The organism is Bifidobacterium sp. ESL0825 (genome assembly GCF_052606465.1).
This window is the reverse complement of record NZ_CP199589.1, coordinates 1,139,791-1,152,812: the sequence shown is the minus strand read 5'-3', so window position 1 is coordinate 1,152,812 and position 13,022 is coordinate 1,139,791. Positions and strand designations below refer to the sequence as shown.

General features: G+C 61.7%; 19 protein-coding genes. All 19 read left to right on the top strand.

What is annotated here, in order from left to right:
* Nucleotides 1-12: 12 nt before the first annotated feature.
* The 19 genes from rplV (at nt 13) to ACUIAG_RS04940 (ending at nt 12,961) form a co-directional block, all read left to right on the top strand.
* Nucleotides 13-372, top strand: coding sequence for a 50S ribosomal protein L22 (gene rplV, locus ACUIAG_RS05030; RefSeq protein ID WP_045924817.1), 360 nt, complete (start codon nt 13-15; stop codon nt 370-372).
* Nucleotides 372-1,217 carry a 30S ribosomal protein S3 gene (rpsC, locus tag ACUIAG_RS05025; protein ID WP_445339237.1) on the top strand — a complete coding sequence of 282 codons (846 nt, stop codon included), beginning with the start codon at nt 372-374 and terminating at the stop codon, nt 1,215-1,217. Before rplV ends, rpsC begins: the two co-directional genes overlap by 1 nt.
* A 3-nt stretch (nt 1,218-1,220) precedes the next feature.
* Nucleotides 1,221-1,640 carry a 50S ribosomal protein L16 gene (gene rplP / locus ACUIAG_RS05020; protein ID WP_015022352.1) on the top strand — a complete coding sequence of 140 codons (420 nt, stop codon included), beginning with the start codon at nt 1,221-1,223 and terminating at the stop codon, nt 1,638-1,640.
* Nucleotides 1,640-1,903 (top strand): 50S ribosomal protein L29, encoded by a 264-nt coding sequence (rpmC, locus tag ACUIAG_RS05015; RefSeq protein WP_015022351.1) that lies wholly within the window; start codon nt 1,640-1,642, stop codon nt 1,901-1,903. The genes rplP and rpmC overlap by 1 nt, the downstream gene beginning before the upstream one ends.
* Nucleotides 1,904-1,905: 2 nt before the next feature.
* Nucleotides 1,906-2,172: a 30S ribosomal protein S17 gene (gene rpsQ / locus ACUIAG_RS05010; protein ID WP_015022350.1), complete on the top strand. Its 267-nt coding sequence runs from the start codon at nt 1,906-1,908 to the stop codon at nt 2,170-2,172.
* 79 nt (nt 2,173-2,251) lie between these two features.
* Entirely contained in the window at nt 2,252-2,620 is a 369-nt protein-coding gene (gene rplN, locus ACUIAG_RS05005; protein ID WP_015022349.1) for a 50S ribosomal protein L14, read from the top strand.
* Nucleotide 2,621: 1 nt separating this feature from the next.
* Nucleotides 2,622-2,957, top strand: a complete 336-nt coding sequence (rplX, locus tag ACUIAG_RS05000; protein WP_015022348.1) for a 50S ribosomal protein L24 — start codon at nt 2,622-2,624, stop codon at nt 2,955-2,957.
* On the top strand, nt 2,954-3,526 hold the full coding sequence (gene rplE / locus ACUIAG_RS04995; protein WP_024626788.1) for a 50S ribosomal protein L5: 573 nt from the start codon (nt 2,954-2,956) through the stop codon (nt 3,524-3,526). The genes rplX and rplE overlap by 4 nt, the downstream gene beginning before the upstream one ends.
* A gap of 1 nt (nt 3,527) precedes the next feature.
* Complete coding sequence (locus ACUIAG_RS04990) at nt 3,528-3,713, top strand: type Z 30S ribosomal protein S14 (RefSeq protein WP_015022346.1); 186 nt, start codon at nt 3,528-3,530, stop codon at nt 3,711-3,713.
* A gap of 80 nt (nt 3,714-3,793) precedes the next feature.
* On the top strand, nt 3,794-4,192 hold the full coding sequence (rpsH, locus tag ACUIAG_RS04985) for a 30S ribosomal protein S8 (protein WP_024626787.1): 399 nt from the start codon (nt 3,794-3,796) through the stop codon (nt 4,190-4,192).
* 16 nt (nt 4,193-4,208) lie between these two features.
* A complete protein-coding gene (gene rplF / locus ACUIAG_RS04980; protein ID WP_045924816.1) occupies nt 4,209-4,748 on the top strand; it encodes a 50S ribosomal protein L6 in 540 nt (179 codons plus the stop codon).
* 1 nt (nt 4,749) lies between these two features.
* Nucleotides 4,750-5,121 (top strand): 50S ribosomal protein L18, encoded by a 372-nt coding sequence (gene rplR / locus ACUIAG_RS04975; RefSeq protein WP_015022343.1) that lies wholly within the window; start codon nt 4,750-4,752, stop codon nt 5,119-5,121.
* Nucleotides 5,118-5,879: a 30S ribosomal protein S5 gene (gene rpsE, locus ACUIAG_RS04970; protein WP_045924815.1), complete on the top strand. Its 762-nt coding sequence runs from the start codon at nt 5,118-5,120 to the stop codon at nt 5,877-5,879. The genes rplR and rpsE overlap by 4 nt, the downstream gene beginning before the upstream one ends.
* On the top strand, nt 5,879-6,064 hold the full coding sequence (gene rpmD / locus ACUIAG_RS04965; RefSeq protein ID WP_045924814.1) for a 50S ribosomal protein L30: 186 nt from the start codon (nt 5,879-5,881) through the stop codon (nt 6,062-6,064). The genes rpsE and rpmD overlap by 1 nt, the downstream gene beginning before the upstream one ends.
* Before the next feature lie 2 nt (nt 6,065-6,066).
* Nucleotides 6,067-6,531 (top strand): 50S ribosomal protein L15, encoded by a 465-nt coding sequence (rplO, locus tag ACUIAG_RS04960; protein WP_445339236.1) that lies wholly within the window; start codon nt 6,067-6,069, stop codon nt 6,529-6,531.
* A 185-nt stretch (nt 6,532-6,716) separates the two neighbouring features.
* Nucleotides 6,717-8,045 carry a preprotein translocase subunit SecY gene (secY, locus tag ACUIAG_RS04955; RefSeq protein ID WP_024626782.1) on the top strand — a complete coding sequence of 443 codons (1,329 nt, stop codon included), beginning with the start codon at nt 6,717-6,719 and terminating at the stop codon, nt 8,043-8,045.
* A gap of 243 nt (nt 8,046-8,288) precedes the next feature.
* Nucleotides 8,289-8,861, top strand: a complete 573-nt coding sequence (locus tag ACUIAG_RS04950; protein ID WP_306221292.1) for an adenylate kinase — start codon at nt 8,289-8,291, stop codon at nt 8,859-8,861.
* A 268-nt stretch (nt 8,862-9,129) separates the two neighbouring features.
* Nucleotides 9,130-10,956, top strand: a complete 1,827-nt coding sequence (locus tag ACUIAG_RS04945; RefSeq protein ID WP_445339235.1) for an ABC transporter ATP-binding protein — start codon at nt 9,130-9,132, stop codon at nt 10,954-10,956.
* Nucleotides 10,949-12,961, top strand: a complete 2,013-nt coding sequence (locus tag ACUIAG_RS04940; RefSeq protein ID WP_445339234.1) for an ABC transporter ATP-binding protein — start codon at nt 10,949-10,951, stop codon at nt 12,959-12,961. Before ACUIAG_RS04945 ends, ACUIAG_RS04940 begins: the two co-directional genes overlap by 8 nt.
* Nucleotides 12,962-13,022 lie beyond the last annotated feature (61 nt).

The following is a 13,022-nucleotide window of genomic DNA, read 5'->3' as shown; positions in this document are numbered from 1 at the left end:
GAGTAGAGACACATGGAAGCTAAGGCAATTGCACGTCACGTTCGCGTGACGCCTCGCAAGGCTCGCCGCGTCGTCGACCTCATCCGAGGCAAGCAGGCGACCGAGGCCGTGACCATTCTGAAGTTCGCCCCCCAGGATGCGGCCGTTCCGGTCCGCAAGTGCCTGGAGAGCGCCATCGCCAACGCGCGTGTCAAGGCGGACAAGGCCAACCAGCCCTTCCGCGAGAACGAGCTGATGGTTCGTGAGACCTACGTGGACGAGGGCACCACCCTGAGGCGGTTCCGCGCCCGCGCCCAAGGTCGTGCGGCCCGCATCAACAAGCGGACCAGCCACATCACCGTCGTGGTGGCCGACAAGGAAGGAGCCCGATAATGGGGCAGAAGATCAACCCGTTTGGGTACCGACTCGGCATCACCGAGGAGCACCGCAGCAAGTGGTACTCCGACTCCAACAAGGCGGGGGAGCGTTACAGCGACTTCGTTCTTGAGGACGACAAGATCCGCAAGGAGATGAACAAGGATCTGGAACGCGCAGGCGTCTCCAAGATCGTCATCGAGCGGACCCGCGACCGTGTGCGCGTCGACATCCACACCGCCCGGCCGGGCATCGTCATCGGCCGTCGCGGCGCCGAGGCCGAGCGCGTGCGCGCCAAGCTGGAGAAGATCACCGGCAAGCAGGTCCAGCTGAACATCTTCGAGGTCAAGAACGCCTCCATCGATGCCCAGCTTGTTGCTCAGGGGATCGCCGAGCAGCTGACCAACCGCGTCACCTTCCGCCGGGCCATGCGCAAGGCTCAGCAGGATGCCATGCGGGCCGGTGCCAAGGGCATCAGGATCAAGCTGTCCGGCCGCCTGGGCGGAGCCGAGATGAGCCGTTCGGAGTTCTACCGTGAGGGTCGTGTGCCCCTGCAGACGCTCCGCGCCCTGATCGATTACGGCTTCTTCGAGGCCAGGACCACCTACGGCCGCATCGGCGTCAAGGTCTGGATCTACAAGGGCGACATGACCGAGCGTCAGTTCGAGGAGCAGCAGGCTCAGCAGAACAACCGCCCTGGTCGGCGTGGCGATCGTCGTCCCCGTCGTGGCGTCCGTCCCTCCGAGGGACGCACCCGCCGCGAGCAGGATGCAGCCAGGCAGAACAGCGGTGTGGCCGCGCCGCCGGCGGCGGCTCAGGAGCAGACCGCCTCGGCCCCCGTCGCAACCGAAGCAAAGGAGTGAGCCGTGCTTATCCCAAAGAGGACTAAATACCGCAAGCAGCATCGTCCGGGTCGTTCGGGCATGTCCAAGGGCGGCAACGAGATCGCTTTCGGCGATTACGGCATTCAGGCCCTGGCTCCGGCCTACCTGACCAACCGGCAGATCGAGGCGGCCCGTATCGCCATGACACGGTACATCAAGCGTGGTGGCCGCGTCTGGATCACGGTCTTCCCGGATCGCCCCCTGACCAAGCACGCTCTGGGATCCCGAATGGGCTCCGGCAAGGGTGCGCCCGAGTTCTGGGTGGCCAACGTCCGTCCCGGCCGGGTGCTCTTCGAGATCGGCGGCGTGAGCGAGGATGTGGCCCGCGAGGCCCTTCGCCGCGCTACTGACAAGCTTCCCATGAAGTGCCGGATTATTGCACGTGAAGGCGGTGACATCTGATGTCAGTCGGAACAGCCGAGTATTCCATCAAGAATCTGAATGAAAAGACCAATGCGGAGATCGAGGATTTCCTGAAGAAGTCCAAGGAAGAGCTGTTCAACCTGCGCTTCCAGTCGGCCACCGGTCAGCTGGAGAACACCTCCCGCCTCAAGGCCGTCAAGCACGACATCGCCAGGATGTACACCGTCCTGCGTGAGCGCGAGCTGGGCATCAGCCAGGAGCCCGCCGAAGCAAAGGCCGAGAGCAAAGCTGAGGAGAAGTAAGCATGGCTGACAAGCAGGAGCGCAACTTCCGCAAGGTTCGCAGCGGCTACGTCGTGTCCGACAAGATGGACAAGACCATCACCGTAGAGCTGGAGCAGCGTTCGACCCACCCCCTGTACGGCAAGGTCGTCCGCAGCAACCGCAAGGTCAAGGCCCATGATGAGAAGAACGAGGCCCATGTGGGCGACTTCGTGAGTATCATGGAGACCCGTCCTCTGAGCAAGACCAAGCGCTGGCGTCTCGACTCCATCGTCGAGCGCGCCAAGTAACAAGTTCGGCCAGGCTCCGCATTTCATCCCGCCCTGGTGCGGGGTGTCTGCGGAGAACCAGCGCGGCTAAGGAGAATCAATGATTCAGCAGGAATCGCGGCTTCAGGTCGCCGACAACACGGGTGCCAAGGAGATCCTGGCCATCCGCGTGCTCGGCGGGTCGAAGCGACGCTATGCCGGCATTGGCGATGTGATCGTCGCCACCGTCAAGGATGCCATTCCCGGCGGGTCGGTCAAGAAGGGCGAGGTCGTCAAGGCGGTCGTCGTCCGCACGGTCAAGGAGCATCGTCGTCATGACGGCTCCTACATCAAGTTCGACGAGAACGCGGCGGTCATCCTCGGCACCGGCCGTGAGCCCCGCGGCACTCGTATCTTCGGACCGGTCGGTCGTGAGCTGCGCGATAAGCGCTTCATGAAGATCGTGTCCCTGGCACCGGAGGTGATCTGAAGTGGTAGCCAAGATCAAGACAGGCGACCAGGTCAAGGTCATCCGCGGCAAGGATCGCGGCAAGGAGGGCAAGGTTCTGCGGATTCTGCCCAATGACCGTCTGATCGTCGAGGGTATTCAGATCGTCAAGAAGCATGTGCGCGCCACCCAGCAGGGTCAGGAGTCGGGCATCGTCCCGACCGAGGCGCCCATCCATCGCTCAAACGTGATGGTCATCGACCCGGAGACCAAGAAGCCGACTCGCATCGGCGTAAACATCAAGGAGGAGGCGCGTGACGGCAAGGTCAAGGTCGTGCGCACCCGCTTCGCCAAGAAGTCAGGCAAGGAGCTGTCATGAGCGATACCACCGTTGAAGCACCGGCAGTCCCTCGTTTGCTGCAGCAGTACCGCGAGAGCATCGTGCCCGAGCTGGAGAAGGAGTTCAAGTTCTCCAACCCCATGCAGGTGCCCAGGATCGAAAAGGTCGTGGTCTCCATGGGCGTGGGGGCCGCGGCACGCGACTCCAAGCTGATCGAGGGTGCGGTCAAGGACCTGACGGCCATCACCGGCCAGAAGCCCAAGATCACCAAGGCCAAGAAGTCCGTGGCGCAGTTCCACCTGCGCGAGGGACAGGCCATCGGCGCCTTCGCCACCCTGCGCGGCGTGCGCATGTGGGAGTTCCTGGATCGTCTGCTGACCCTGGCCCTGCCCCGCATCCGCGACTTCCGCGGCATCAGCGACCGTCAGTTCGACGGCCAGGGCAACTACAACTTCGGTCTCACGGAGCAGTCCATGTTCCACGAGATCGATCCTGATCAGATCGATCACCAGCGTGGTATGGATATCACCGTGGTGACCTCCACCAAGAACGATCAGGAGGCCCGGGCGCTGCTCAAGCAGCTGGGCTTCCCCTTCAAGGAGAACTGATATGGCAAAAACCGCTCTGAGAAACAAGGCGGCACGCAAGCCGAAGTTCAAGGTGCGTGGCTACACGCGCTGCCAGGTCTGCGGTCGTCCCCATTCCGTCTATCGCAAGTTCGGCCTGTGCCGCATCTGCCTTCGCGAGAAGGCCCATCGTGGCGAGCTGCCGGGTGTGACGAAGTCCAGTTGGTAAAGATCGACGCTGAAGGTCCGCGGTCGCGGCAGTTTGCTGCCCGGCGGCGGAAACCACGGCGAGGAAGGGCATAAGCCCACATGACAATGACAGATCCCATCGCAGACATGCTGACACGTCTGCGTAATGCGAGTGCGGCCAAGCATGAGACAGTCGACATGCCGTACTCCAAGTTCAAGGCGAACATCGCGCAGATCCTCAAGCGCGAAGGCTTCATCGCCGATTACCGAGCCAAGGAAGCACGCGTCGGGCAGGATCTGGAGATCACGCTCAAGTACGGTCCCGATGGACGTCAGTCCATTCAGGGCATCAAGCGCGTCTCCAAGCCCGGTCTGCGCCGCTACGCCAAGTCGGATTCCCTGCCCATGCCCCTGGGCGGTCTGGGAATCGCCATCATCTCGACCAGCTCGGGACTGATGACCCAGAAGGAATGCCTCGACAGGGGCATCGGCGGCGAAATCGTCGCCTACGTATGGTGAGAAAGGAGAGCTGAACATGGCATCGCATATTGGCAAGCTCCCCATCGCCGTTCCGGCAGGTGTGGAGGTGGCCTTCAATGGCCAGGAATTCACCGCCAAGGGTCCCAAGGGCTCCGACGGGTACACGCTGCCCGAGGGCATCACCGGCAAGGTCGAGGGCAATCAGATCATCATGACCCCCGCCGACGAGGACCGCACCACCAAGGCCAAGCACGGACTGAGCCGCTCCATTGTGGCATCCATGGTCGAGGGCGTCTCCAAGGGCTACAGCAAGCACCTGCAGATCGTCGGCACCGGCTACCGCGTGGTCGCCAAGGGCAAGTCCCTGGAGTTCTCGCTGGGCTACTCGCACACCATCACTGTCGACCCCCCGGAGGGCATCACCTTCGAGACGCCGAACGCCAACGAAGTGGTCGTCTCCGGCATCGACAAGCAGGCTGTCGGCCAGGCTGCGGCAAACATCCGCGCCCTGCGTGCACCCGAGCCTTACAAGGGCAAGGGCATCAAGTACGCCGACGAGCACATCCTGCGCAAGGCTGGAAAGGCTGGTAAGTGATATGACGGTCTCGATACTAGGCAAAGGCAAGAAGATCGCCCGTCTGCGCCGCCATGCCCGTCTGCGCAAGCACGTCTCCGGCACGGCAGAGCGTCCCCGTCTGGTGGTCACACGGACCAACCGCAACATGATCGCCCAGATCGTCGACGACACCAGGGGCGTCACCCTGGTCAGCGAGTCGACCATGGCTTCGGACTACGGCTCCTTCAAGGGCACCAAGACCGAGGCTGCCCGCAAGGTGGGCGAGCAGATCGCGGCCAAGGCCAAGAAGGCCGGCATCACCACCGTGGTCTTCGACCGTGGTGGCAACAAGTACCACGGAAGGGTCGCAGCGGTTGCGGAAGGCGCCCGTGAGGGAGGTTTGGCACTGTGAGCGACAACGAAACGACAAAGGAAACAACCCAGGTGACTGAAGATTCCACAAACGCTCAGTCCAGCCAGGGTGGCAGAAGAGACCGGAACGACCGGAACGATGATCGCCGCGGTGGTCGTCGTGGCGGTTCCCGTGACGGCCGCAGGGATGGTCGTCGTGGCCGTCGCGACCGCGACGACCGTGACGACATGCTCGACAGGGTCGTGACCATCAACCGTGTGTCCAAGGTCCACAAGGGCGGCCGAACCTTCAGCTTCGCGGCTCTGGTGGTCGTGGGCGACGGCAAGGGCACTGTGGGCGTTGGCTACGGCAAGTCCCGCGAGGTTCCGGCAGCCATCTCCAAGGGTCAGCTGGACGCTAAGAAGCACATGTTCACTGTTCCCCGCATCCGCGGCACCGTCACCCACCCGGTGATCGGCCACGATGCGGCCGGCACTGTCCTCCTGCGGCCTGCGGCCCCCGGAACCGGCGTTATCGCCGGCGGTCCGGTCCGCGCCGTCCTGGAGTGCGCCGGCATCACCGACATCCTGAGCAAGTCCATGGGATCGGCCACGGCCGTCAACATGGTGCGGGCCACTGTGGCAGCCCTGAAGCAGCTGGAGGAGCCCGAGGAGATCGCGGCACGCCGTGGTCTGCCTCTGGAGGAGGTCGCCCCCGACTCCCTCCTGCGCGCACGTGCCGCCGGCATCGCCGACGAGCGCAAGGAGCGCGAAGAGGCCAAGGCCAAGGCTGACGAGCAGTCGAAGGCAGGTGAGTGATGACCAAGCAGATCAAGATCACCCTGGTCAAGGGCGTGGCTCATGCCACCGACCGCCAGAAGGAGAACGTCAGGTCTCTGGGCCTTCACAAGATCGGCCAGACCGTCCTGCGTGAGGACACCCCCGTCTACCGGGGGATGGCCGACAAGGTCCGCCACCTGGTAAACGTAGAGGAGGCAGACTGATTATGGCCAGCGACAAGCAAGAGCCCACCATCCTGCAGATGCATGACCTGCGTCCGGCTCCGGGCGCCAAGCGCGACCGCATTCGTGTGGGTCGCGGCGAGGGGTCCAAGGGCAAGACCTCCGGTCGTGGCACCAAGGGCACCAAGGCCCGTTACCAGGTCCGCCCGGGCTTTGAAGGCGGCCAGCTGCCCCTGTACATGAGGCTGCCCAAGCTGCGCGGATTCAAGAGCCCCTTCAAGAAGGAGTACCAGGTGGTCAACCTGGGTGCCCTGGAAGGACTCTTCCCCAAGGGCGGCGAGGTCACCGTCGAGGATCTGGTCAACAAGGGAGCCGTTCGCAAGGGCCGCCCTGTCAAGGTCCTGGGTGACGGCGACGTCAAGGCCGCTTTCACCCTCAAGGGCGTCAAGGCCTCGGCCTCGGCCAGAAGCAAGATAGAAGCCGTAGGCGGGTCCGTCTCCGAGAACTGATACTCGCAGGGGACAGACCGCAAGGCAGATGATTCCGGCCCTCCCCGCTCCAAGCGGGCGGGGGCCGGAATTCGTTTCCGACCCGGTTGCCATCATGATTTGACGGAACCATCGGTTAAGCTGGTCGGAGCAAGAAGGTGCGATGCACCGAGACCAACGCGCGGTCGCGTAGGGAGGGAACTTAGGTGAGGACGTTAATCCAGGCCTTCAAGACCAAGGAGCTGAGGAAGAAAATCTTCTTCGTTCTTGGCATCATCATCATCTATCGCATTGGGTCGTTCATACCTACCCCAGGCGTGGATTATCCTTCCGTGCAGAAGTGCATCACCACGGCCGGCAATGAGGACTTCATCGGTCTGGTAAACCTGTTCTCCGGCGGAGCTCTGCTGCAGCTGTCCATCTTCGCACTGGGCATTATGCCCTACATCACCGCATCCATCGTGGTGCAGCTGCTGCGCGTGGTCATTCCCCGCTTCGAGGCTCTGCACAAGGAGGGTCAGTCGGGCGAGGCCAAGCTGACCGAATACACCAGGTATCTGACCATCGGTCTGGCCGTGCTGCAGTCCACGACCATTCTGGTCACAGCCCGCAACGGTGCGCTCTTCAACGGGGCCTGCCAACAACAGGTCATTCCCGACAGTTCCGTTTGGAATCTGGTCGTCATGGTTTTGATTATGACCGGCGGCACGGGTCTGATCATGTGGATGGCCGAGTTGATCACCGACAAGGGCATTGGCAACGGCATGTCCGTCCTGATCTTCATCTCCATCTGCTCCGGCTTCCTGCCCCAGCTCTGGAACATCGGCTGGGGAACCAACGGCAAGAACGGCGACTGGGTCAAATTCGGCATTGTGGTGACCGTCCTGGTGGTCATCCTGATTCTGGTCGACTACGTGGAGCTGGCACAGCGCCGCATTCCCGTCCAGTACACCCGTAGGATGATCGGCCGCAAGATGTACGGCGGATCCTCCACCTATCTGCCGCTCAAGATCAATATGTCAGGCGTGATTCCCCCCATCTTCGCCTCCTCCATTCTGGCTATTCCCACCCTTATCGCCCAGTTCGGCAAGTCCGATCAGAACTGGGTCAAGTGGATCAACGCCAACATGGCCAATACGACCTCGGTCTGGTACATCGTGCTCTACTCGGTCATGATCGTCTTCTTCTGCTTCTTCTACACTTCAATCACTTTCAACCCCGACGAGACTGCCGACAACATGAAGGAGTACGGCGGCTTCATCCCGGGCATCAGGGCCGGACGGGCCACCAGCCGGTACCTGTCATACGTAATGAACCGGCTGAACACGGTCGGAGCCATCTATCTGCTCTTTGTGGCCCTGATTCCCACGGTGCTGATCATGCTGCTGAAGATCAACTCCAAGTTGCCTTTCGGCGGTACAACCATACTGATCATCGCCGGCGTCGGCCTGGACACCCTGCGCCAGGCCAGGGCGCAGACCGAGCAGTTCCAGTACACCGGCTTCCTGCTGGAGGGCGACCACAAGGAGGGCTGACCCTTCGGTCAAACATCTGCTGGTGGTATCAATCCAAACAGATTAAGGTCCGGCCCTGTCACTTGTTGGCATGGAGCCGGACCATTTTTGTGTCAGACCTGTGCCAGGAAGGCTGTTCGTATGAGTTTTAATGAACGGAACCTGCTCTTGGACCGGGCAGCCGCTAGCATACATTAAAGAGGGTCCTGCGCGGTTTGGTCCGCCTGGGACTGCAGACCAAGAACATCAAGCAAAGGACAGGGAATGGCACAGCGACTGTTGATCATGGGACCTCAAGGTGTAGGCAAGGGCACGCAGGCGGCCTTGCTCAGCAAGCATTACGGGATTCCGGCCATATCCACTGGTGACATTTTCCGCTACAACCTGAAGAACGGAACCGAGCTGGGCAAACAGGCCAAGTCCTACACCGACAAGGGCGAGCTGGTTCCAGACGAGCTGACCAACAAGATTGTCAAGGACCGCTTGGGCATGGATGATGCGGCCCAGGGCTGGATTCTGGACGGCTACCCCCGTTCGGCATCCCAGGTCGAGGCGCTGGACAAGATGCTCAAGGAGTTGGGCACTCCGCTGACGGCTGTGGTGGCCCTGGACGCCGACCATGACGTGCTCATGCAGCGCATCGCCAAGCGGGCCAAGGAGGAGGGGCGAGCAGACGATACCCCCGAGGCCATAGCCAAGCGGCTGGATATCTATGCCAAGGAGACTGCCCCCCTGCTGAATACCTATAAGTCCCGTGGCCTTCTGGTCGCAGTGGACGGCCAGGGCGAGGTCGACCAGATATCCAAGGAGATTGTCGCTCAGCTGGACAAGCGCTGATTCATAGCTTGTCAATTTATAGCTTGTCAGTCGAGAGGCCGGTCGCCAGCAAGACTCGCAGACAAGACGACCTGGAGCATAGAAGCTGCATGACCCCAAGGGGCGTGACAGCTTCTTTTTGTGCAGGGCGGAAAACCCGCGAGTCCGCCCAACTCTGGCGAACAGGATGATAGCCTTGGTGCATTCAGGCCCTCTTGCGAGGGATATTGCATGTCGGTGATCGGCCGTAAAAGATAGAGCAATCAGTACAGAAACAGAAGAGGTCCACTTGAAGGGATCTACGGTATCCGTGGTCAGATCGGACAAGCAGGAACCAGCGCGTCCAAAGCACACCATCCGAACCATTCTGCGCTCCCTGCGCGAATACCGGAAGGCCAGTCTTCTGGCTCCGGCTTTCGTCTTTTTGGAGAGTGTCCTCGAGATTGTGATCCCGACCATCATGGCCTCCCTGATTGACCAAGGGGTCTCGGGGAGGTCCATGCCGGCCATCTTCAAATTCGGGCTGATCCTGCTGGCCTGCTCGGCCGTCTCCCTGTTCTCCGGATTCATGTCCGGGCGGTATGCGGCCATCGCCTCTTCCGGCCTGGCCAAGAATGTCCGCAGCGATCTGTTCGCCAAGGTGCAGTCCTTCAGCTTCACCAACATCGACCGCTTCTCAACCGGGTCCATCATCACCAGGCTGACCACCGATGTGACCAACCTGCAGAATGCCTATCAGATGGTTATCAGAGTGGGGGTCAGGGCGCCGATCATGGTCATTGTGGCCTGGCTCTTTTCCTATAGGATTTCCAGGCCCATATCCCTGGTCTTCCTGGTCGCCATCCCCATCCTGGGCTTCGGTCTGATTGGTCTGTCCCTGCTGGTTCATCCCATCTTCGAGCGGGTCTTCCACACCTACGACCACCTCAACAACGTGGTGGACGAGAACCTTCAGGGCATCAGGGTGGTCAAGTCCTACAACCGTGAAGACTACGAGGAGCGCAAATTCAACGGTATTTCCTCGGCCATCTACCGGGCCTTCTGCAAGGCCGAGCGGATCATGAGCCTGAACCCGGCATTGCTGAACTTCTGTATTTACGCCTCTCTGCTGGTCATATCCTGGATGGGCGCCTCCCAAATTGTGGCATCCGGGAACAATGCCGCCCTGGGGCTTACCACAGGAGATCTGACCGCCCTGGTCACCTATGCCATCCAGATCATGATGGCCATGAACATGGTCTCCATGATCGTGGTCATGGTCGTCATCTCCCAGGCCTCGGCCGAGCGCATCTGCCAGGTGCTCAACGAGGTCAGCACCGTGCATGATCCCGCCAAGCCGGTCACGAAGGTGGCCGACGGCTCCATCAGCTTCCAGGATGTGACCTTCCGCTACTCGGAGCGGTCCGAACGTCCCGTTCTGAGCCACATCAATCTGCAGGTTCCCTCGGGCTCCACCCTGGGCATCGTGGGCGGGACCGGCTCCTCCAAGTCCAGCCTGGTCCAGCTCATCCCCCGTCTCTACGACGTGACCGAGGGGTCCCTCCAGGTGGGCGGCGTGGACGTGCGCCAGTACGACCTGACGGTCCTGCGCGACCAGGTGGCCATGGTGCTCCAGAAGAATGTCCTGTTCACCGGGACCATCGCCGAGAACCTGCGCTGGGGCAACCCTCAAGCCACGGACGAAGATCTGGTGCGTGCCTGCACCCTGGCTCAGGCCGACGATTTCGTGCGGGAGTTTCCCGATGGCTATCAGACCTATCTGGACGAGGGCGGCACCAATCTTTCCGGCGGCCAGCGACAGCGTCTGTGCATAGCGCGGGCCCTGCTGAAGAAGCCTGACATCCTGATCCTGGATGACTCGACCAGCGCTGTGGACACCAAAACCGACCAGCTGATCCGCCGCGCCTTCAGCCAGGAAATCCCTGACACCACCAAGATCATCATCTCCCAGCGTCTGGCCTCTGTGGAGGACGCCGACATGATCGTGGTCCTGGAGGAGGGCAGGATTCTCGACAAGGGCACCCACCAGGAACTCCTGCGGACATGTCAGGAGTACCGATCCATCTATGAATCACAGACCAGGAACCAGAGCGAGGAGGACAAGGACCATGAGTGACGGATCATTCAAGGACCGCAAGCCCCGCCTGGACAAGGCCGCGCCGGGAACGACCCGTCGCATCCTGAGCTACCTGCTTGCCTACCGCTGGCAGCTGGCGGTGATCGTGGTCTGCATCATCATCAGCGCCGGGGCCCAGGCGGCATCGGCCTTCTTCCTCCAGCCGCTGATCGACCACTACATCCTGCCGCTGGTCGGGGCCACCGACCCTGACTGGGGACCGCTGATGAGGACCCTGATCCTGATGGGCTGCCTCTATGCAGTGGGGACCTTCTGCTCCTGGTTCTGGAACTGGCTGATCGTCAAGGTGGAGCAGGGTACCCTGAAGACCATCCGCGACCAGATGTTCGCCCACCAGCAGGAGCTGCCCATCGGCTTCTTCGACACCCATGAGCACGGCGACACCATGAGCCGCTACACCAACGACACGGATACCCTCCGTCAGGCCATCTCCCAGTCCTTCCCGCAGATGGTCTCCTCGGTCCTGTCCGCCCTGGCAGCCCTGATCTCCATGCTCTGGCTCTCCATCCCCTTCACCGTCCTGACCCTGGTCTTCGCGGCGGTCCTTATTGTGGTGGTCCGGGTTCTGGTCACCCGAAGTGGCCGGTACTTCGTTCACCAGCAGCGCTATCTGGGCCAGGTGAATGCCTTTGTGGAAGAGGCCGTCAACGGGCAGAAGGTCATCAAGGTCTTCAACCATGAGGATGCCACCGCCAAGGTCTTCGAGGAGAGGAACGAGGAGCTCTTCCAGGCCTCGGCCCAGGCCAATACCTACGGCAACGTCACCATGCCGGTCGTGGGCAACATGGGCTACCTGCTCTATGTCATCCTGGCCATCGTGGGCGGTCTGGCCGGCATCGCGGGCATGGGCAATGTAGGACTGACCGGGGCTGGGCCGCTGACCCTGGGAACCATCGTCTCCCTTCTGACCCTCTCCCGCTCCTTCATCAACCCCATCGGCCAGGTCTCCATGCAGTTCAACATGGTCATGATGGCCCTGGCAGGCGCCTCCCGGATCTTCGACCTGATGGACCAGCCCGTCGAGTCCGACCAAGGCACGGTCAGATTGGTCAGCGTCGAACTGGCCTCGGACGGCCGGACCATGACCCCAGTCGACCATGAGACAGGGCACTGGGCCTGGAAGCGCGAGGCGGATGACGACGGCAGGCGCTCGCTGGAGGCCGCCATGAAGCTTCCCGGCGATGCCCGTGATGTGGCCCTGAAGGCCAAGGATCAGGCCATCACCTCCCCGGATGGGCGATACACCCTCCTCCAGGGGGATGTGCGATTCACCGACGTCAGCTTCGGATACGACCCGGGCAAGCCTGTTCTGCACGACATCACCTGGTTCGCCAAGCCCGGACAGAAGGTGGCGCTGGTCGGTGCCACTGGTGCCGGCAAGACCACGATCACCAACCTGATCAACCGCTTCTATGACATCCAACAAGGCCAGATCCTCTATGACGGGATCGATGTGAGGAATATCCGCAAGCCTGACCTCCGCCGCTCCCTGGGCATCGTCCTTCAGGATGTCAACCTCTTCACAGGCACCGTCCTGGACAACATCCGCTACGGGCGCCTGGATGCCACGGACGAGGAGTGTATCGAGGCTGCCAGGATGACCAACGCCGACAGCTTCATCCGCATGCTTCCCCAGGGCTACCAGACCGTTCTTGAGGGGGATGGAAGCGGACTGTCCCAGGGTCAGCGACAGCTGATCTCGATTGCCAGGGCGGCGGTGGCCGATCCTCCGGCCATGATCCTGGACGAAGCCACTTCCTCAATCGACACCCGTACCGAGGAGGTGGTCCAGCAGGGCATGGACGCATTGATGCGCGGCCGGACGGTCTTCGTGATCGCCCATAGGCTCTCCACGGTTCGCAACTCCGATGTGATCATGGTCCTGGACCACGGGCGGATCATCGAGCGCGGCAATCACGATGAGCTGATGACCAAGCACGGCGAATACTACCAGCTCTACACCGGCGCCCTGGAACTGGAGTAGGGCTCTCCGGGATTGCCGAACGTTGGGAGAAGGCACCGATAGTTTGCGATTCGGCATTAAG

Coding starts and splice junctions, on each gene's coding strand:
- rplV (WP_045924817.1), top strand. CDS start 13: ATGGAAGCTAAGGCAATTGCACGTCACGTTCGCGTGACGCCTCGCAAG.
- rpsC (WP_445339237.1), top strand. CDS start 372: ATGGGGCAGAAGATCAACCCGTTTGGGTACCGACTCGGCATCACCGAG.
- rpmC (WP_015022351.1), top strand. CDS start 1,640: ATGTCAGTCGGAACAGCCGAGTATTCCATCAAGAATCTGAATGAAAAG.
- rpsQ (WP_015022350.1), top strand. CDS start 1,906: ATGGCTGACAAGCAGGAGCGCAACTTCCGCAAGGTTCGCAGCGGCTAC.
- rplN (WP_015022349.1), top strand. CDS start 2,252: ATGATTCAGCAGGAATCGCGGCTTCAGGTCGCCGACAACACGGGTGCC.
- rplE (WP_024626788.1), top strand. CDS start 2,954: ATGAGCGATACCACCGTTGAAGCACCGGCAGTCCCTCGTTTGCTGCAG.
- ACUIAG_RS04990 (WP_015022346.1), top strand. CDS start 3,528: ATGGCAAAAACCGCTCTGAGAAACAAGGCGGCACGCAAGCCGAAGTTC.
- rpsH (WP_024626787.1), top strand. CDS start 3,794: ATGACAATGACAGATCCCATCGCAGACATGCTGACACGTCTGCGTAAT.
- rplF (WP_045924816.1), top strand. CDS start 4,209: ATGGCATCGCATATTGGCAAGCTCCCCATCGCCGTTCCGGCAGGTGTG.
- rplR (WP_015022343.1), top strand. CDS start 4,750: ATGACGGTCTCGATACTAGGCAAAGGCAAGAAGATCGCCCGTCTGCGC.
- rpmD (WP_045924814.1), top strand. CDS start 5,879: ATGACCAAGCAGATCAAGATCACCCTGGTCAAGGGCGTGGCTCATGCC.
- rplO (WP_445339236.1), top strand. CDS start 6,067: ATGGCCAGCGACAAGCAAGAGCCCACCATCCTGCAGATGCATGACCTG.
- ACUIAG_RS04950 (WP_306221292.1), top strand. CDS start 8,289: ATGGCACAGCGACTGTTGATCATGGGACCTCAAGGTGTAGGCAAGGGC.
- ACUIAG_RS04940 (WP_445339234.1), top strand. CDS start 10,949: ATGAGTGACGGATCATTCAAGGACCGCAAGCCCCGCCTGGACAAGGCC.